Source organism: Sediminibacillus massiliensis, from assembly GCF_900156915.1.
GTDB classification, from domain to species: Bacteria; Bacillota; Bacilli; order Bacillales; family Amphibacillaceae; genus Sediminibacillus_A; species Sediminibacillus_A massiliensis.
The window spans coordinates 4,093,794-4,112,482 of the sequence record NZ_LT732535.1; the positions used below are offsets into that span (position 1 = coordinate 4,093,794).

18 protein-coding genes are annotated in these 18,689 nt (G+C 42.8%); 12 read left to right on the forward strand and 6 right to left on the reverse strand.

The window, feature by feature from the left end; genetic code table 11:
• The first annotated feature begins 420 nt into the window (after positions 1-420).
• Positions 421-948 (forward strand): transporter associated domain-containing protein, encoded by a 528-nt coding sequence (locus CZ434_RS20865; RefSeq protein ID WP_425442108.1) that lies wholly within the window; start codon positions 421-423, stop codon positions 946-948.
• A 784-nt stretch (positions 949-1,732) separates the two neighbouring features.
• Positions 1,733-3,445 (forward strand): pyruvate oxidase, encoded by a 1,713-nt coding sequence (locus CZ434_RS20870; protein WP_077624884.1) that lies wholly within the window; start codon positions 1,733-1,735, stop codon positions 3,443-3,445.
• A gap of 84 nt (positions 3,446-3,529) precedes the next feature.
• Here the strand turns inward: CZ434_RS20870 and CZ434_RS20875 are convergent, their stop codons facing one another.
• Positions 3,530-4,465 carry an NADP-dependent oxidoreductase gene (locus CZ434_RS20875; RefSeq protein ID WP_077624885.1) on the reverse strand — a complete coding sequence of 312 codons (936 nt, stop codon included), beginning with the start codon at positions 4,463-4,465 and terminating at the stop codon, positions 3,530-3,532.
• A gap of 336 nt (positions 4,466-4,801) precedes the next feature.
• Between CZ434_RS20875 and CZ434_RS20880 the strand changes: the two genes are divergently transcribed.
• The 8 genes from CZ434_RS20880 (at position 4,802) to CZ434_RS20915 (ending at position 11,646) form a co-directional block, all read left to right on the forward strand.
• Positions 4,802-6,130, forward strand: coding sequence for a coiled-coil domain-containing protein (locus tag CZ434_RS20880; RefSeq protein WP_077624886.1), 1,329 nt, complete (start codon positions 4,802-4,804; stop codon positions 6,128-6,130).
• A gap of 190 nt (positions 6,131-6,320) precedes the next feature.
• Complete coding sequence (fdhF, locus tag CZ434_RS20885) at positions 6,321-9,278, forward strand: formate dehydrogenase subunit alpha (RefSeq protein ID WP_095742947.1); 2,958 nt, start codon at positions 6,321-6,323, stop codon at positions 9,276-9,278.
• Positions 9,271-9,807 (forward strand): helical membrane plugin domain-containing protein, encoded by a 537-nt coding sequence (locus CZ434_RS20890; RefSeq protein WP_077624887.1) that lies wholly within the window; start codon positions 9,271-9,273, stop codon positions 9,805-9,807. Before fdhF ends, CZ434_RS20890 begins: the two co-directional genes overlap by 8 nt.
• Before the next feature lie 287 nt (positions 9,808-10,094).
• Positions 10,095-10,406 (forward strand): hypothetical protein, encoded by a 312-nt coding sequence (locus tag CZ434_RS20895; RefSeq protein ID WP_077624888.1) that lies wholly within the window; start codon positions 10,095-10,097, stop codon positions 10,404-10,406.
• A 111-nt stretch (positions 10,407-10,517) separates the two neighbouring features.
• On the forward strand, positions 10,518-10,781 hold the full coding sequence (locus CZ434_RS20900) for a hypothetical protein (RefSeq protein ID WP_077624889.1): 264 nt from the start codon (positions 10,518-10,520) through the stop codon (positions 10,779-10,781).
• Positions 10,782-10,838: 57 nt separating this feature from the next.
• Positions 10,839-11,069 (forward strand): YozQ family protein, encoded by a 231-nt coding sequence (locus tag CZ434_RS20905; RefSeq protein ID WP_077624890.1) that lies wholly within the window; start codon positions 10,839-10,841, stop codon positions 11,067-11,069.
• Entirely contained in the window at positions 11,069-11,323 is a 255-nt protein-coding gene (locus CZ434_RS20910) for an alpha/beta-type small acid-soluble spore protein (RefSeq protein ID WP_077624891.1), read from the forward strand. Before CZ434_RS20905 ends, CZ434_RS20910 begins: the two co-directional genes overlap by 1 nt.
• Positions 11,324-11,406: 83 nt before the next feature.
• A complete protein-coding gene (locus CZ434_RS20915; RefSeq protein ID WP_077625293.1) occupies positions 11,407-11,646 on the forward strand; it encodes a hypothetical protein in 240 nt (79 codons plus the stop codon).
• Positions 11,647-11,683: 37 nt separating this feature from the next.
• On the opposite strand, the gene CZ434_RS20920 is transcribed toward CZ434_RS20915, so the two are convergent.
• The 4 genes from CZ434_RS20920 to CZ434_RS20935 form a co-directional block, all read right to left on the reverse strand.
• Positions 11,684-12,112 carry a BrxA/BrxB family bacilliredoxin gene (locus CZ434_RS20920; protein ID WP_077624892.1) on the reverse strand — a complete coding sequence of 143 codons (429 nt, stop codon included), beginning with the start codon at positions 12,110-12,112 and terminating at the stop codon, positions 11,684-11,686.
• Between the two features lie 21 nt (positions 12,113-12,133).
• Positions 12,134-13,270 (reverse strand): conserved virulence factor C family protein, encoded by a 1,137-nt coding sequence (locus CZ434_RS20925; protein WP_077624893.1) that lies wholly within the window; start codon positions 13,268-13,270, stop codon positions 12,134-12,136.
• Between the two features lie 63 nt (positions 13,271-13,333).
• Positions 13,334-15,100 carry an aminodeoxychorismate synthase component I gene (gene pabB / locus CZ434_RS20930; protein WP_077624894.1) on the reverse strand — a complete coding sequence of 589 codons (1,767 nt, stop codon included), beginning with the start codon at positions 15,098-15,100 and terminating at the stop codon, positions 13,334-13,336.
• On the reverse strand, positions 15,078-15,704 hold the full coding sequence (locus tag CZ434_RS20935) for an anthranilate synthase component II (protein ID WP_077624895.1): 627 nt from the start codon (positions 15,702-15,704) through the stop codon (positions 15,078-15,080). Before CZ434_RS20935 ends, pabB begins: the two co-directional genes overlap by 23 nt.
• A gap of 279 nt (positions 15,705-15,983) precedes the next feature.
• Here CZ434_RS20935 and CZ434_RS20940 point away from each other — a divergent pair, with 279 nt between their 5' ends.
• Positions 15,984-16,229: a glutaredoxin domain-containing protein gene (locus CZ434_RS20940; RefSeq protein WP_077624896.1), complete on the forward strand. Its 246-nt coding sequence runs from the start codon at positions 15,984-15,986 to the stop codon at positions 16,227-16,229.
• 161 nt (positions 16,230-16,390) lie between these two features.
• Complete coding sequence (locus CZ434_RS20945) at positions 16,391-17,593, forward strand: M20 family metallopeptidase (RefSeq protein WP_425442087.1); 1,203 nt, start codon at positions 16,391-16,393, stop codon at positions 17,591-17,593.
• A 45-nt stretch (positions 17,594-17,638) separates the two neighbouring features.
• Here the strand turns inward: CZ434_RS20945 and CZ434_RS20950 are convergent, their stop codons facing one another.
• The gene (locus CZ434_RS20950; RefSeq protein ID WP_077624898.1) at positions 17,639-18,280 is read right to left on the reverse strand and encodes a YczE/YyaS/YitT family protein; all 642 of its coding nucleotides are present in this window, start codon (positions 18,278-18,280) and stop codon (positions 17,639-17,641) included.
• Positions 18,281-18,689: the final 409 nt, after the last annotated feature.

The following is an 18,689-nucleotide window of genomic DNA, read 5'->3' on the forward strand; positions in this document are numbered from 1 at the left end:
AGTTCTCTGAATCTCGGCTACGAATAATCCATGTTAAAGATATTATAGGATCACTTCTCACCTGAACAGAAAAACGACCCAAAGCGGAGGAAAAATGCGACACTCCTTGAAAATAAAGTTCGATTTTCTGCGTGCGGTGTAAATGCATGGATGTCTTTTCAAAGTCCTGGGGGAAGAGCAGCTTCCGAAGACCCCGCAGTGAGNACGATGGTCGACATTGCCACAGCCGAAGGAACCTTTGCAAGTGATGAAAAGCATCGAATCAAAGGTGTCATCGATTTTCATCGGTTGGATGTAAGGGACGCCCTGAAAACCCCAAGAATGGAAATTATAGGTATCCCGTCGACTGCCACTTATGGACAAGCGCTTGATATTGTATTAAACAGTAACCATACCAGGTATCCGATTTATGAAGAAAATATGGACAACATAATAGCGGTCTTCCATGCCAAGCAGCTGCTTTCCTGGTCCTTAGATCAAACCCAAATCTTACAGCAGTTTACGGATAACAATCCATTATATGTATTTGAGTTTCACTCAATCGAAAAAGTATTCAAGCAAATGTTAAAGGAAAGAAAACATATGGCGATTGTACTGGACGAATATGGTGGAACAAATGGCATCTTGACGAATGAGGATATTATCGAAGCGATGATCGGCCAGGAAATTAAAGATGAAACAGACGTGGACGAAGAGGCACTGATAGAGGAGTTTTCCGAGTCGCGGATCGTTTGTAATGGTAAAATCTCTCTCCACCGCCTGAATGAAGTGTTCCGAACAGACATACCGGAAGAGGAGGACATTTTGTCAGGATTCTTATTACGTGAATTCGGATACTTCCCCAAAGTCGGAGATACGTATGTATATGAAGACCTTCATTTTGAGATAAAAGAAGTGGAGGACAACAAACTAAGAACAATAGAAATCGTCAAGCAAACAAATGAATAACGATCTTCCGTAAAAAGGGTTGCCTAACAGCGACCCTTTTTAAATTGAGTACTTTGTCCAGTAGAGAAAAGTTACATGTTGTGTAGAGTTGAGGGAAACTAACGCATAGTTGCAATTTTATTTCTAGTTGTTCTGATGATTGTTGAGTGCATGGACTCGCTGCGGCAGAACACTTCGCTTTCCGCGGGCACGGCCTCAGCTTCCTCAGAAGCAAAAAGCGCTTCTTGCGGGATCTTCGGACGCGTGCTATTCCTGCAGGAGTCTACGTATTCTACCTCCGCTGGTTGGAGTTCTCTGAATCTCGGCTACGAATAATCCATGTTAAAGATATTATAGGATCACTTCTCACCTGAACAGAAAAACGACCCAAAGCGGAGGAAAAATGCGACACTCCTTGAAAATAAAGTTCGATTTTCTGCGTGCGGTGTAAATGCATGGATGTCTTTTCAAAGTCCTGGGGGAAGAGCAGCTTCCGAAGACCCCGCAGTGAGTGCAGTTTGCTCACGAGGACAAGTAAGGCTTCGACAGCTAATCATCGCACGCAGAAAATGGCTTTGTATTTTCAAGGAGGCTGAGGTGCTGCCCCCGGAAAGGGAGTATTTTTCCGCAGCGCCGGCCTACCACTTAATCCGAAAAGGATGGTAGGAAGTCCCATAAAAGTTATGTCGCGGTTTATGGTTATTGTGATTTAGTGAATATTTTTTGGATCGCTTATTTTGTAATGCTGCCATTAGTTTCGTGATGGGCTGCGGGTGGTACTAGTAAGGAAAAAAGGGGAGTAGTCATGGCAGTTAAAGCAGGAAATGAAGCAGTAAAAGTTATGAAGAGCTATGGGATCAATAAGGTATTCGGAATACCAGGAGATTCTATCAACAATATAGTAGAAAGCCTCCGGGAAGAAAAAGAAGACATAGATTTTATCCAAGTCCGACACGAAGAGGTAGGTGCTCTTGCAGCCTCCGCATATGCCAAGCTTACAGGAAATATAGGCACCTGTTTGTCTATTGGCGGCCCGGGAGCCATTCACTTACTTAACGGATTGTATGATGCCAAGGCGGATAGTGTCCCGGTACTGGTACTTGCCGGCCAAGTTCCAAGAGACAGTATAGGGAAAGATTCCTTTCAAGAAGTCAATTTGGAAAAAATGTTCGACGATGTGGCAGTTTTCAATAAAAGGGTCGATTCCCCCGAATCTTTTCCCGGTCTAGTTCAGCAAGCGATCAGAGAAGCATATGCCAATAAAGGAGTATCTGTCCTGGTAATACCGGACGATGTCCCCACAGTAAAAATAGACGGGACGAATTTAGGCGCTACAGATACTTATGAACCAGTTCTCACGCCATCCGAAGAGCATTTGAAGAAAACCCATCAATATTTGAGAGAAGCAAAACGACCAGTTATTTTGGCTGGAACTGGTACCAGACATGCCAAAGAAGAACTGGAGCAGTTTGCAGAAAAGTTGGCAGCTCCGATTATATTTGCTCTGCCTGCAAAAGGCACGCTGCCAGATCAACACCCATACAACCTGGGGCAGCTTGGTCAGATTGGAACTAAGCCAGCTTATGAAGCAATGGAAGAGACAGATTTACTGATTATGATCGGTACTTCCTTTCCGTACAGAGATTTTCTTCCAGATGATACCAAGGCAGTGCAAATTGACAACAATCCTTCTCAAATTGGAAAAAGATACCCAGTCACTCTTGGTCTTGTTGGTGATGCCAAACATACGCTAAAGGCTCTGGCAAACGGAATGGATGAAAAGGAAGATAGGGAATTTCTGAAAGCTTGCCAGGAAAATATGAAAAATTGGTGGAACCATATTGAAAGAGACGAAGAACCAACTACACCGATAAAGCCCCAGCAGGTAATTCCGAATATACAAAAGGTAATGGAAAAGGATGCAATAATATCTGTAGATGTAGGGAATGTAACAGTATGGGCCGCTCGTCATTTGCGTTTAACCCAGCAAAAAATGATCGTTTCAAGCTGGATGGCGACAATGGGATGCGGCCTTCCGGGGGCAATTGCAGGAAAGCTTGCATATCCGGAACGACAGGTTGTTGCGATATGCGGGGATGGCGGTTTTTCCATGGTGATGCAAGATTTCTTGACTGCCGTAAAGTATGAATTGCCGATCATGTTTGTTGTCTTCAACAATCAAAGGTTGGGGATGATCAAATATGAGCAGCAGGAACAAGGGAATCTGGATTATGTAACCGAACTGCAGGATATGGATTATGGGAAGTTTGCCGACGCAGCTGGTGGTAAGGGATACAGAGTCACCTCAGGAGAAGATTTGGAACGTGTTTTCCGGGAAGCATCCGGACAAACAGTCCCTGTCATCATTGATGTTGTTTTAGAGGAGCAACCCCCTTTGCCAGGAAAAATACCGATTGGACAAGCAGTCAGTTATTCAAAATATATGATGAAGAGGTTTTTTAAAGATTATGAAGTAGATATGCCTCCTTTGAAAAACAGCTTGAAAAGATTGTTGTAATAATCAGAAGAAAAGGGATTTGTCTCTTGCAGTAGACAAATCCCTTTTTTTAGCTATTCATCCTATGATGCATGCTTCGCTTGATCACTTTATTTTAATAACAATTTTTCCGCGTGCATGATGTGTCTCACTTAGTTGATGTGCTTCCCTAAGCCCTTCTGCACTGAACGGATAAGTGTGTCCTACTGTTGAAATCACTTGGCCTCGATTTAATAAGTCAGCAAGTTCGGCCAATTGCCGGCCGTTTGGATTAAGCCAGAAAGAACCAGCCTTTATGCCTTTTTCTTGTGCCTTCTGTTCGTCAGGTTGATCGATAATAGAAACCAACTTTCCTCCTTTTTTAAGGACTTGAAAGCTTCTTTCCATAATTTCACCGCCCATTGTATCCAGGACGATATCGTAATCTTCCAATACTTCTTCAAAATTCTCTTCTTTATAATTGATAAAGTGGTCCACGCCAATCTGATTCAGAAAGTCTTCATTTTTCCCGCTTGCCGTCGAAGCAACATAAGCACCGAAGCTCTTGGCTATTTGAATGGCGAAGCTTCCTACACCGCCGGAACCCGCCTGGACCAGCACTTTGTCTCCTTCTTTAATCTCTGCAAAGTCGACAAGGCATTGCCATGCGGTCAATCCTGCTAATGGCACAGCGGCAGCTTCTTCGAATGTAATATTTTCAGGGATGTGGGCCAGCAGGTCTTCGTCGACGGCTGTATATTCAGCATATGTGCCTTTGGCAGTAGTTGCCGGCCTTGCAAAAACACGGTCTCCTATTTGAAAGTCAGAAACGTCTGCACCTACATCTTTAACGATACCAGCTGCATCCCATCCCAAGATAATCGGAAATTCAAATGGAAGCATTTCTTTTAAATATCCTTCCCTCAGCTTCCAGTCTATCGGATTTATTGAAGTTGCATGCAATTCCACTAAAACCTGTTTATCATTTAGTTCTGGCATTGGTACTTCTTTCTCGACAAGTTCCTCTGCAGATCCGTAGTTCTCAATAACAATCGCTTTCATGTCACAATTCCTCGCTTTCTTGTAAAAATAATCGAAAAGTGCTTACTTCGTTCCTTTAATGTTCCCACATGGGAAAGAAGTTAATCAGATCAAGATGGATAATTTTACATAAATCGATCAAAAAGCCGCAAGTAAATAAGCCCTTTGAAATACAATTGTAATATTCACATAATCTTGTTGTCATTTTTTAGTGATATACTACTAATTGTGAAAAATAAGATAGGACAATCGGGAAAAAGAGATAGATATTTTTTACTAGATTGTCGAACGGTGATATACATAATGTTAATTACATAGAAAAGTAGATTGTTGTCGAATGATTAGGGGGAATAGGAGATGTTGAAAAGGAAGATAATGGTATTAGGGGCTTCACTGGTTGTAGGAATGGGGAGTTTGATCGGAAGCACTACAGCATTTGCGGAGACATCGGAAGACTTACATAATGAGCAGAATAAAATCGAGGATCGCCGCTCAGAAATCCAATCGGGCATATCCCAAGCGGATGAACAATTAAAAAAGGCACATGCTGAGCTTGCAGAATTGAATGAGCAAATCGAGCGTGTCGACCAGGCGATCAAAGACAATGAAGCAAAAATTGAGAACACGAAACAAGACATAAAGGCAACAGAGTCCGAGATTGATAGTATGGAGCAGGAAATCGCGGACTTGGAAGCAACAATGGAAAAAAGGTTCGAGATTTTGAAAGAACGTGCTAAAACGTTGCAGGAGAACGGTGGTACTGTAAGTTACATGGAAGTTATCCTTGGCTCTAAGAGTTTCACTGATTTCCTTGATAGAGTATATGTAGTTACAAAAGTAATGGACTCTGATACAGATCTTCTTCAACAACATCAGGATGATAAAGAAAAATTAGAAGAAAAGAAATCTGAGTTAAACAGCAAGCTCGAAGACTTAACTGATATGAAGACAGAGCTAGAAGGTATGCAAGAGCAAATCCTGGAACAAAAAGAGCAAAATGAACAGTTGAAAGATGAATTAAAACAAAAAGAACAAGACGCTAAAAATGAAAAAGCCAATTTGGTACAAGAAGACGAAAGCCTTGCCGCTCAACAAAGAGAAATTGAAGATAACTTAGAGAAAATGGAGCAGGAGCGTCAAAGTCAAAGCGATGAGCAGCAGCTGGAAACATTATCAGAGGAAACATCACGTGATTCTTCAGATGAATCTAACACAGTAAGCAGCAGCTCTTCAAATAAGAGTAAATCTTCAAGCAAGAGCACACCAAGCAGCCAATCATCGAACGTTGCATCCAGTGGAAGTGCAAAGACTATTATTACAGCGGGTTATAAGTACATTGGCAATTCTGTTTATGTATTCGGCGGTGGACGAAATGCCTCCGATATTGCAAATGGACGATTTGACTGTTCTGGATTTGTAAGCTGGGCGTTTTCCCAAGGCGGTGTAAGTGTTCCTGCAAGTACTGATTCACTAAAACACGCCGGAACTCAAGTGTCAACAAGCAGCATGAGGCCTGGAGATCTAGTGTTTTTCAACACCTATAAAACTGACGGACATGTCGGCATTTATGTCGGCGGTGGCAAGTTTATTGGTTCACAGAGCTCCACAGGGGTAGCTATTGCTGATATGACTAGCGGCTATTGGAAAAGTAAATTTAACGGCCGCGTGGTCAGAGTTTTAAACTAAATACGAATTAGAATTTCTTAAAAGGGCCTGTGATACGGGTCCTTTTTTTGTATTTATCTATACCCTCTCGTTCAATCTTTAAACCGATTTCTATCCTCCTATTTCTTTTTCGCTTGCCCGTTTAGTCTTTTTTTCAATAGGGTAAAGGAAAATTATTAACATTAGATATAAAAGAAAGGGGAGGATTTCTTTGGAAAAGGATTTACAAGTAAAGATAAACGGAGTGGATATGGACGTTTCGGGAAACCAGACTGTCCTGCAAATGCTGTCCGATTCCTCGATTGATATCCCGGCCGTTTGTTATCATCCAAGCCTGGGGCCAATCGAAACGTGTGATACTTGTCTTATCAAAGTAAACGGAGAGTTCAAACGCGCATGCTCCACAGAGCTGAACGACGGAGACCAAATTGATACGGTGTCCATGGAAGTAAAGGAAGCCCAGGTAAAGGGAATGGATAAGATCTTGTACAATCATGAATTGTATTGTACAGTTTGTGACTACAACAATGGGGATTGCGAGATACATAACACAGTAAAAGAAATGCAAATCAATCATCAAAGCATCCCTTTTGACAAGAAGCCATATATGGTGGATAACTCCAATCCGTTTTACCGTTATGATCCTGATCAGTGCATCCTCTGCGGTCGTTGTGTAGAGGCTTGTCAGGATGTTCAAGTAACGGAAACATTAACAATAGATTGGGAGCGGCAGCGACCAAGGGTTATCTGGGACAACGACGTTCCCATCAATGAATCATCCTGTGTTTCGTGCGGGCATTGTGCGACAGTTTGTCCGTGTAATGCAATTATGGAAAAAGGGATGGTCGGTGAGGCTGGTTATTTAACAGGAATCGATAACGATACTTTGCGTCCGATGATCGAAATTACCAAAAACGTTGAAACGGGGTATGGTTCGATTTTGACCATTTCTGATATGGAGTCGGATATGAGAGATGAGCGGATTAAGAAAACCAAAACCGTTTGTACGTATTGCGGTGTAGGATGCAGCTTTGACATTTGGACAAAAGGCCGTGACATTCTGAAAGTCGATCCGCAAGTGGAAGCACCGGCAAACAGTATCTCTACTTGTATAAAAGGTAAGTTCGGCTGGGATTTCGTAAATAGTGAAGAAAGATTAACGAAACCGCTGATCAGAGAAGGTGACGCATTCAGAGAAGCAGAATGGGATGAAGCATTGTCTTTGATTGCGGATAAGTTCACGGAGATAAAAGACGAACATGGACCGGATGCTATGAGTTTCATTAGTTCCTCGAAATGTACCAATGAAGAAAATTATTTGATGCAAAAATTTGCCCGTGCAGTTATCGGCACAAATAATGTGGATAATTGCTCCAGGTATTGTCAGACACCTGCAACACAAGGATTGTTCCGTACTGTCGGCCATGGCGGCGACTCGGGTACAATCAAAGATATAGAAAATGCCGAATTAGTACTTACAATTGGATCCAACACTGCCGAATCACATCCAGTCCTGGCAACAAGAGTAAAAAGATCCCATAAATTGCATGGTCAGAAGCTGATCGTGGCAGATTTGAGAAGCCATGAAATGGCCGAACGATCTGACCTGTTCGTCCAACCAAAACCTGGATCTGACATCGTGTGGCTCTCTGCCGTAACGAAATACATCATTGACCAAGGCTGGGCTGACGAAGCGTTTCTAAAAGAAAAGGTGAATGGTCTGGATGAATTCATTGATAACCTTGCTCCATACACTTTGGAATATGCTGAACAGGCTTCCGGCATTCCAAAGCAGGAATTAATCCAAATTGCAGAAATGATCCATGAAGCGGACAGCATGGTGGCACTTTGGGCAATGGGTGTAACCCAACACTTAGGTGGTGCCGATACAAGCACTGCTATCTCCAACCTACTTTTAGTCACCGGTAATTATGGTCGTCCTAATACAGGAGCATACCCGCTTCGTGGACATAACAACGTTCAAGGTGCAGGTGACTTTGGATGTATGCCGAACAAATTACCTTCCTATGAGAGCATTGACGATAAATCTGTCCGTGACAAATATGAAAAAGGCTGGGGAGTAAAAATCCCTGAAAAAATTGGGTTAAACAACCATGAGATGGTAGATGCGATTCACGATGGCAATTTGAAGGCTATGTATCTCAAAGGGGAAGAAATGGGTCTTGTCGATTCAAACATAAACTATGTAAGAGATGCTTTTAAGAAGCTTGACTTTTTTGTCGTACAGGATATCTTTCTATCGAAGACAGCAGAATATGCGGATGTCGTGCTTCCTGCTAGTCCTAGTCTGGAAAAAGAAGGAACATTCACCAATACCGAAAGAAGAATACAACGGCTTTATCAGGTGTTTGAGCCGATGGGAGATTCCAAGCCTGATTGGGAAATTCTAACCAATCTTGCCAACAAACTTGATGCAGGATGGGATTATCAGCATCCAAGCGATATTATGGAAGAAGCCGCAAATCTTGCACCACTGTTTGCAGGCGTGCATTATGACCGGCTTGAGGGTTATAACAGCCTGCTATGGCCCGTGGCAGAGGACGGGACCGATACTCCTGTACTATATGAGGACGGCTTCCCGTTCCCGGATGGTAAAGCGAAGCTTGTCCCGGTGGACTGGACAGAACCAGTCAATTTCGAAGATGAGTATGACCTTCATATTAACAACGGCCGCTTATTGGAACATTTCCATGAAGGGAACCTGACTTATAAGTCGGCTGGAATAACTGAAAAAACCCCTAGTGCCTTTCTGGAAGTTTCACCAGAACTGGCTTCCGAACGGGGATTGAAAGATGGTACACTTGTCCGTCTGTCGTCTCCATATGGAAACGTCAAAGTAAAATGCGTTGTTACAGATCGAGTGAAGGGGAAAGAATTGTATCTGCCATTAAACGATTCCGGGGAAGCAGCTATCAATTTCTTAACAAGCAGCCATGCGGACAAGGATACAGATACACCCGCATACAAAGAAGTTAGTGTGAAAATGGAGATTCTCCAAGAAGAAGGGATTAGTCCATTACCAAAAATCAATCACCGAAATGGTAATCCGCAGCCTCAAAAAGGAGTCGAGGTCGAAAGGAAATGGAAACGAAAGGATTATGTATTCCCGGGAGACTTGGTGAAAAAGGAGCGGACCCGAAATGGCTGAACCAATTAAACAGATAAAGAGGATTGAGCTGTCTGAGGAAGAAATCCGGGAGCAGGAGCTTCGGGAATTGGAAGATACTTTGCTGAATAACAAAGACGCCATCATGGAATCCATGAACATAATTCATAATATGCATGAAAAAGGCGTACTGAACCTGCTGAGCGGCTTATTCGGCCAAGGGGACAAGGTGTTGAACACATTGGTCCAATCAGCAGACAAGCCTGAGGCGACAAATACGATCAAAAACCTGTTACTCCTACTAGGCACGGCCGGATTGATCGATGTGAAGCAGCTTGAACCGTTGCTGCTCAGATTTGGAGCCGGCATCGAGCGAGTAGCAGAAGAAGAAGATAAAGACAGCAAGACAGGGATTCTCGATTTATTCCGTGCCATGAAGGATCCTGAAATAAACAGGTCACTGACTATTTTGATGACATTTTTAAAAGGCATGGGACAGGATTCGGAGAACCTGCAAAAAGATATGCAGCCGGAAGAGGAACAAAAAGAACCAGGGAAAACACGAAATTAGTAGTCATTGGAAGCAGCCAGTTTACACCGCCAGGGGTGCAAACTGGCTGTTTTTTCAATTGCGGAAAGGTACTAAGGTACTGGAAACTAAAAATAGATAGGATACTGTGAATAAGAGGATAATGGCATAGACAAGGAGGAAAATAGAACATGAAACTTACTTAATCTGAGTTCATAAAAAATAATCTGCAACTCAGGAAGTTTTTTTATTTCATGCCTCTCACGAAGGCGTTTTCGACAATTTGTGTTACACTAAAAGAAATACTGAGGTTCTTAAGGAGAGGAACAGTGAGAGACATAAGCATTGAGAATATTCGATTTGATCAAGTAGTGGTCCAGGATGCCGCTGAATATAATGGGTTTCATATACGATTTATGGTGGAAAATCAGCGATTTGATTTTCTGGTCGGTGGTAAACAATCTCCATTTCCTTTGAATATCAGGCACCAGTTCAACGAAAAAGAGATTTGTCATATTTGTGGTTCGAAAATTTATCCGGTTCCGATTGGCCATCAAGTTTGCAAGGTCTTTCAAGAAAATAAAGCACAATTGCTGAGGTACTTCCAGAAGAGATTTCCTTCAAGCTTTTTGGTCTCATAAAAGACTTCCATTATTGGAAAGTCTTTTTTTTGTGCAGATATCTTCACGGAATGAACTTTCTAAAAATGGTTCATACTACCACAAACCAAGTATACGGAGGTTCAACTCAAAGTGGACAGTTATAATGGCGCTTTATTCAGCGGCGAATTCTCAGAAGATGAAGAGACTTTTTATCTTAAACGGGTGAAAAATATTCAGACACAGTCAATCATTTCTCAAAAGCAATTACAGAATCTATACCATTACTTGATGAATCAGAATGCCAATAATGGATCCTGTACGATAACAGTCAATGATCAAATCCCGGTCCTGCTGGCACCGGAGGAAGCGCAGCAGCTACAGCAGGAATTGGCAGCTATTTTAAAGGTTAATTAGTAAGTTGGTTCATAATTTTTTTTGAATAAGAAATCCTAATAGGAAGGAGGGAAGAACATGAATAAGAAAAAAGCAGACATTCGTGATGCAGAAAAAGTTGCAGAAAAAATGTATGACCCATTTGACTATTCGAAGGACGATCAAGTTTCACATGGCCTGGCGGTGACACATGAACAAGTTTCCGATGATTACACCGAAGGGACAATCGATGGACGTATTGACGATGTAGATGAAAATGGTAAGCTGGCAAGCAGCAAAGGCGAAAAAATAGACAGAGGTAATTACTAATGTCCAACAGAAATAAAATCCTTGTACCAGAGGCCCGCCAAGGACTGGATCAATTAAAAGCAAAAGTAATGAATGTAAACAATGCCGAAGAAGCGAAATTTGAGTCGGCTGAAGAACAAGGTATTCCCTTGGATGGAACATATAATGGAGATATAAAAGCAAAGGATGCCGGCAAGGTTGGTGGCAAAATAGGCGGCAATATGGTCCGTGAAATGGTAAGAATGGCGGAACAGCAGCTTACTCGGAAGCAATAGTGACAGTTGATTCTGTTATGGGGAAAATGTTTATCCACCTTCCTATCGAGGAAAACGAGTTAAAAAAGGAAAGGTGGATGATGATGGCAGATCTTAGATTGAATGACCTGAAAGTTGGACAAAATTATTCGGCACAAGAGTTGGACAGCTTTGTGTCAACAACCGACGTAGTGGTAATTTCCAATAATGGTTCGCAACTGTTTACCGATCCACATCGAGAGTATAAGGTCACAGAACAATTTGACGGATTTTTTGAACATTCATCTGAAAACGGGGAGAAATATTTTAGAGAGAAAACAGCTTATTTAGTAGAAAAAGTATAATAAAAAGAAGAACGGAATCGCTCCGTTCTTCTTTTTGTTAACTGTACTGCTTATAAGCGTTGTCTAAATTGGTGACGATATCTTCGATTTCATGTCCTTCTATTTCTTCCCGAGGAATAAAATGAAGTACTTTACCTTCCTTCATCAAGGCAATGGAAGGGGAAGAAGGTTCAATCCCTTCGAAGTATTCCCTCATCCGTGCAGTCGCTTCCCGATCTTGACCTGCGAAAACAGTGACAAGGTTTTCCGGCCGGTTGTCGCTCTCCAAAGATTCTCTTACCGCCGGACGGGCTAATCCTGCAGCACAACCACAGACTGAATTTACAACCACTAAAGAAGTGCCCTCCATATCATTGACGAACTGATCTACTTCCTCGGCAGTTGTAAGCTCTTTAAAGCCCGCTTCTGTCAATTCCTTTCTCATAGGCATGGAAATCTCTTTCATGTATTGTTCATATGGATGCATAAATAATTCCTCCTGTAAATTTTATTTCTTGGCAGCCTGTGTCATTTGATGCCATACCGATCCTTTCGCTTCCTGTCCGCCCTGAATTCGTTCGAGAGCCATGTTGACCTGCAGTCTTACTTCGAATTCAGAATCGTCAGCCGCTTCCTGAAGGGCTGGTACAGCTGATTCATCGCCGACTTCATACAAAAACATGGCTGCACGCCATCTCACCAACCGATTGGAGTCTTTCAAAGAAGCTGCCATTTCAGGAATAGCTTCTTTAAAACCTAAATCAGACAAGCAATCACCAGCAGTTCTTCTGACTGTTACAGCATTGTCTTTGAGCGCTTTGTATAAAAATGGTAGGACTTCCGGTTCTTCAATCATTCCAAGATAGGCCGTTGCAAGACGTCTGATCGATGCTTTTTCATCATTTAACGCCTTATCAAGAAATGGAAGGTCTTCTGCAGTGGGTTCCGGCATCCGATCCAACGCCGCATAACGGACTTTCCAATCTGGATTATCGAGTATATCGAGCGATAATTTTTCGCCGGAAAACCCTTCTGGCTCATTTTCTTCCTTAAAAGCCAGCTGGACAAGCTGATTAAGCCTCTCTTGGTCATAGCTTGCTGTCAATTCCTCGACCACTTCAGAACCGATTTCTTCCATCTTTCCATAGCGGGGCTTCTGCTCGACCCACTTTCGTTCCATCACCATATTCGGTGAAGCGGGAGAAGCCTCCATCGCCGCATCGATAAATGGCTGCGGCAAACCGAATCTCTGTTCCTGATTACCGTCATCCAACTTCACTTGCATAGGAATGCCTCTGAATTTTTGTATAAAAACCTTCACCTCTCCAAACGGATCGGCAGCATTTCCATTATCTTTAGATGGCTGACTGATGTCGTCGGTGTTTTCTTCCCCGAAAGCTTTACGGGCTTCCGGAAGTATTTCTTCCCATGCAACGCGTGGATTACGCTCTAAAGCGATAAAGTCCGCGACACGGTAGAGTCCTTTTACACCCTCGATCTTGAAAAGACGCTGAATGTATTCAGGGGTGTTTGCCATATCATCGTCTGCTTTATAATTATGGTTTTGCCCTGCAGGTAATTCTTCATCTAAATTGATTTTCATCGAATGAGGGCTTGGAGTAGGTTCAATGGAAACAATCTTCAATTTAATTATCCTCCTTAAAGCCTTCTTAACGGCGATTTTATCAAAGAATCCAGTGATAATCCATTATCCTGTACCGGTAATGGAAGTTCGTGGCTGTTCCAAATTCACCTCGACCCATCCTCGTACCCCATTAATCAGCCAAACATGGTCAAATTGAGGTATTTCATGGAGATAAAGGATTTTCTCTTTTATTTCGTTTTTCTCCAACAGTTGGCGACGGAATGTACCAGCCAGCAATCCAGAAGATAGAGGCGGGGTGTAAAGTCTGCCTTGCATTTCGACTACAATGTTTCCAATAGTGAATTCGGTGAGTTCATATTTCTCGTTCCAAAGTAGTACAGAGAAAATATCAGGGGTCAATCCTGAAAGATGCTTTTCATAGTTCTCCCGATGGGTTGTTTTATGAAATAAGAAAGGATCATGTTGATCGACAGGTTTCCTGGCAATCGCACAACGGACAGGTCCGGAAAGGTGTTTCACTTCTTTCCCTTCTAATACAATGCTTCCATCATCAGCAGATAGCAAACGGACTTTATAGTTGCCAGTAGGATTTGCTTGTGCATATTTCTCCAGCTTTTTTTCTATTTTGACGAATTCCAGCCTGAAACCAAAGTAATCGGCTGAATCTGCAAGTCTTTCCAGATGGAGGGAAAGCAGCGGATAAATTCCATCTTCCAATTTAAGTGATTCGAGCAGTTTGAATGCCGGCCTCCGTTCGGTAAGGAGCCGAGCCTTGGTAAGCAGTTCCTGATATTCCCCTTCGGCTGTCGAATCCCAGGTAACTCCTCCTCCGACCCCGTACGTTGCAACCCTTTCTTCCGTATCGATCACAACCGTCCTGATCGGAACATTGAAGACTGCTTCCCGTTCTGGGGTGATGTAGCCGATTGCCCCGCAGTAAACTTCTCGTGGCGAATCTTCCAATTCCGAAATATAATCCATGGTACTACGTTTTGGCGCTCCTGTAATCGAACCGCAGGGGAATAGTGCGCGGAACCAATCAAAGACGCTTATGGAATCTTCCAGTTCTGCCTCGACAGTCGAAGTCATTTGATGGACAGTAGGATATGTTTCTAACTCGAATAATTTTGGAACAGTCACTGTTCCGGGCTTTGCTATCCTCCCGATATCGTTCCGCAGCAGGTCTACTATCATTAAGTTCTCGGATTGTTCCTTGATTGAATGGCGTAAGTATTCCTTCTGTACATTGTCTTCTGCAGTTGTTCTTCCCCTGGCCGCCGTGCCCTTCATCGGCTTTGTTTGGATGTTGTTTTGTTTGACTCGGAAAAACAGTTCAGGAGAAGCGGATAGAATCCTGTATTTACCTATGTTCAAATAAGCACTGTAATTGGATTGTTGATTTCTCGTCAGTTGACGATAAAACGCTTGGTCGTCTCCCTCGAAATCGGCGCATAACCTGGCTGTATAGTTCACTTGATAGGTATTTCCATCTTCGATTGCCTGTCTTATCTGTTGTATCCCGTTTTTATATTGCTGGATGCTGCCATCCATTTTCCACTCAGATAAAGAGAAATTTCCATCTTCGTTTTCTGTCTTCGTCTGCTGGGGAGCTTCGAACACCCCTAACCATAGTAATGGGAGTTTGTGAGCGGATTGGACGGACAGATGCTGATCGAAGGCAGGGGCGGCTTCATAAGATATATAACCCGCAACATGATAACCTGCTTTCAAGGCGTTTTCTACTTTTTCGAAAATAACAGGTATTTCATCCAGCTGATCGGCCTGTAAAATATTGATTGGATTGGTAAACAGGAGTGGCTGGTTATTCTTTTTTCCGTCGGTAAACTCATACAGTAGATAAGGGTTCATAGTGCATGTCGCCTCCTCTACGCAGTTCTTTCCATTCCCGGGCAAGGTTGTAGCAGTTTTCAAGCATGTGATAACCGTCAAGCGTCAGAATGGATTCAGGGTGAAACTGGATACCATTGACAGGATGTGACTGGTGCCTGATTCCCATGATCACATCGTCTTCAGAGCGCGCGGTAACTTCTAAATCTTTCGGAAAACTGGTTTCATCAGCAATCAAAGAATGATATCGGGTGACTTGGGCGGGAGATTGGATTCCGCTATAAACGCCTGTTCTCTTATGGGAAATGTTCGTCACTTTACCATGCATCGGCTTCTTCCCTTTGATTACCTTTCCGCCAAAATAAGTCACAATTACTTGATGACCAAGACAAACGCCAAGAATCGGAATGGACTCATGAAAATAATCGACCACATCCATGCATATCCCCGAGTCATCAGGTGTTCCCGGTCCTGGGGAAAGTACAATTAAATCTGGCTCAAGTGTTTCTATATCATGTAATGATGCCTGGTCATTGGAAAACACACGGACAGCGGGCGTCATTTGTTTGAAATACTGGACTAAGTTATATGTAAAAGAATCATAATTATCTATGACAACAATCATATTATGCACCTCTGATATATTTATCTGTCTGTATTATACCTTGTTGACAAGTTGAAGAAAAACAACAGTTTCTAACAAGTGGTTTTACGAAATTTATTGGAACTTCAACTACGCCCTCCGAAAGCGTTTTTACACAAACATAACCACACGTAGTTCTTACTAGTGAAGCATTAACCATAAATCCAGAAACGGATTTTCTTAGAATGTTGCCAAGTTGGATTTATTGCTGTTTTTGGTTGGGTATAGTAAAACTGAAAGTAACAGAGAGGAGGAATATATATGGCAAAAGAAGTTGTCATTTACACACAAGAAACATGTGGTCCATGCCATGCCGAGAAAGAGTGGCTGCGGGATAATAATGTATCATTTGAAGACAGGGATGTCAGAAAAAACTCCGAGTACATGGAAGAGGTTGTAAATCTCGGAGCGAGCGCTACCCCGGTTACAGTGGTCAAAGATGGTGATGATCAGGAAGTTGTAATGGGTTTTGATAGAGAACGGTTATCCGTTTTACTCGGCATCTGACAAACAAAGAAAAAGGTCCTTTCCTTTAATAGGAGAGGACCTTTTTCTTTGTTTGTTTTCACTGGTTTCAATAAATGTATATGAGGAATGTAACTAATAGAGATAAGGAAGATGAAAACTCTTCCGAAATAGCAACAATCATAAATAATAGGAGGATGTCGATGATTACAGAGATTGAAGCTTATCGAGACAAAATTAAAGACAATATCGATCGTCAAAAGGAAAAATATCTTGATACAAGCCACGTAATTCACGAAAATCCCGAAATCGGAAATGAGGAATATTTTGCATCGGAAAAGTTGTCCAATATGCTTGAGGATGCAGGGTTCCAGGTGAAAAGGAATGTTGCAGGGCATGAGACAGGATTCGTTGCCGAGAAGACCTCATCCCGGCCGGGGCCTACAATTGGGTATTTAGCAGAATACGATGCTCTGCCCGGTTTGGGACACGCTTGCGGCCATAATATTATTGGCACAACGAGTGTCGCAGCAGGTATAGCTTTGGCTGAAGTGATCGACGAGGTAGGGGGCACTGTAAAGGTGTTCGGAACCCCTGCTGAAGAAGGAGGACCAAATGGGAGTGCTAAGGGAAGCTTTGTAAGAGAAGGTCTTTTCGATGACACGGATGTTGCGCTGATGCTCCACCCGGAAAACAAAACACGGCTGACGAAGCAAACCTTGGCAATCGATCCTCTGGAGTTTCATTTTCATGGAAAGGCATCACATGCTTCCGGGGCACCGGAACAAGGAATAAATGCACTGGACGCGATGATTCAATTCTTTAGCGGAATTGGACTTATGCGTCAGCAATTAACTCCAGATGTGAAAATCCATGGGGTGATAACCGATGGAGGGAAAGTGCCTAATGCCATTCCTGATTATACTTCTGCCAGCTTCCTTATCCGTGCAAATTCATGGGAAAAAGTAAAGGAAACGTCAGAGAGAGTCCGAAATATTGCAGAAGGAGCCGCCATGGCTACAGGCTGTTCGGTTGACATTGAACGGATTCAAAATGAAGTTCGTGAGTTCAACATTAACCCGATGCTCGATGAAGCCTTAGGTCAGGAGTTCGATGACTTAGGAGAAGATGTTATCTGGCATCCAAAAGATGGCGTAGGTTCAACCGATGCCGGTAATGTCAGTCAGGTGATTCCGACCACGCACGGTTATATTAAAATCGGACCGGGTGACATTGTCAGCCATACACCGGAATTCCGGGAAGCAGCAATTTCGGAAACAGCAGATAAAGCTTTGATTACAGGGGCGAAGACATTAGCTTTGACTGGATTGAAATTAATCTCCAATGACACCCTTTTGGGAACAGTGAAAGAAGAATTTGAAAGAAGCAAACAAAACCAAGGTTAACAGATAGAAAAAAAGTAGAGCGGCCCTACTTAAATGGGGGGCCGCTTATTTTGCAGAAGATTTTAATACATGCCTTTTTTCTTTGGTTTTCTCTTTTGCTTTTTTTACATAAGGAAGAAAAAAACTTATTAATATGCCGCTGAATAAAGCGTTAATCAATGTTCCGATACCAATTGGACCGGAAAAGATAAACGCTAAAATAACGAGGATAATGCTGATGATTGCCCGTGAATAAGTGACACTCCATCCGGTGAACTCGGTGATCAAGAGCATCGATCGGTCCATTGGATTAGGGGCAATTCGAGACTGTAAATAGGTTGCCACCCCGATTCCGGTAAGAATCAGCCCGATCAAGTAAAAAATGGATTGCTCCAGGAGGGTTTCAGCCTCAATTACACCACCAATGGAGAATATCCACATGTCGATGCTGGCACCGGTCAAAAGGGAGGTGACGATTGCAAGATACTCCGGTTGTTTCTTCTGTGCCAGAGCATTGCCAATAACCATCGTCAGCCCCACCACAATCTCCCAAGAACCTATTGTCAGACCGAAAGTGCGATATAAGCCGACCAGCAAAGCGTCAAAAGGGGAGGTCCCTAGTCTCGATTCAATAGCCAGCATGATCCCTAACGTGAAGATAAGAATACCCGCAATATAAAAAGGAAATTCCTCTTTCATCAATTTCATTCTTACCACTTCCTTTTACCCTATGTAGAAGTCTTTTTTCTTATATTAAACCTCATAGTTGAGAGAAACTGCGACATAGTGAAAATTATAAATTTGTGTGGCTTCCTTCCATCCTTTTCGAATGGAGTGGTAGACCAACGCTACGGAAAAACACTCCCTTTCCGGGGGCAGCACCTCAGCCTCCTTGAAAATACAAAGCCATTTTCTGCGTGCGATGATTAGCTGTCGAAGCCTTACTTGGGCCTGCGATTACTCGGCCCACCGAAAACCATTGTCCTCGTGAGCAAAATGCACTCACTGCGGGGTCTTCGGAAGCTGCTCTTCCCCCAGGACTTTGAAAAGACATCCATGCATTTACACCGCACGCAGAAAATCGAACTTTATTTTCAAGGAGTGTCGCATTTTTCCT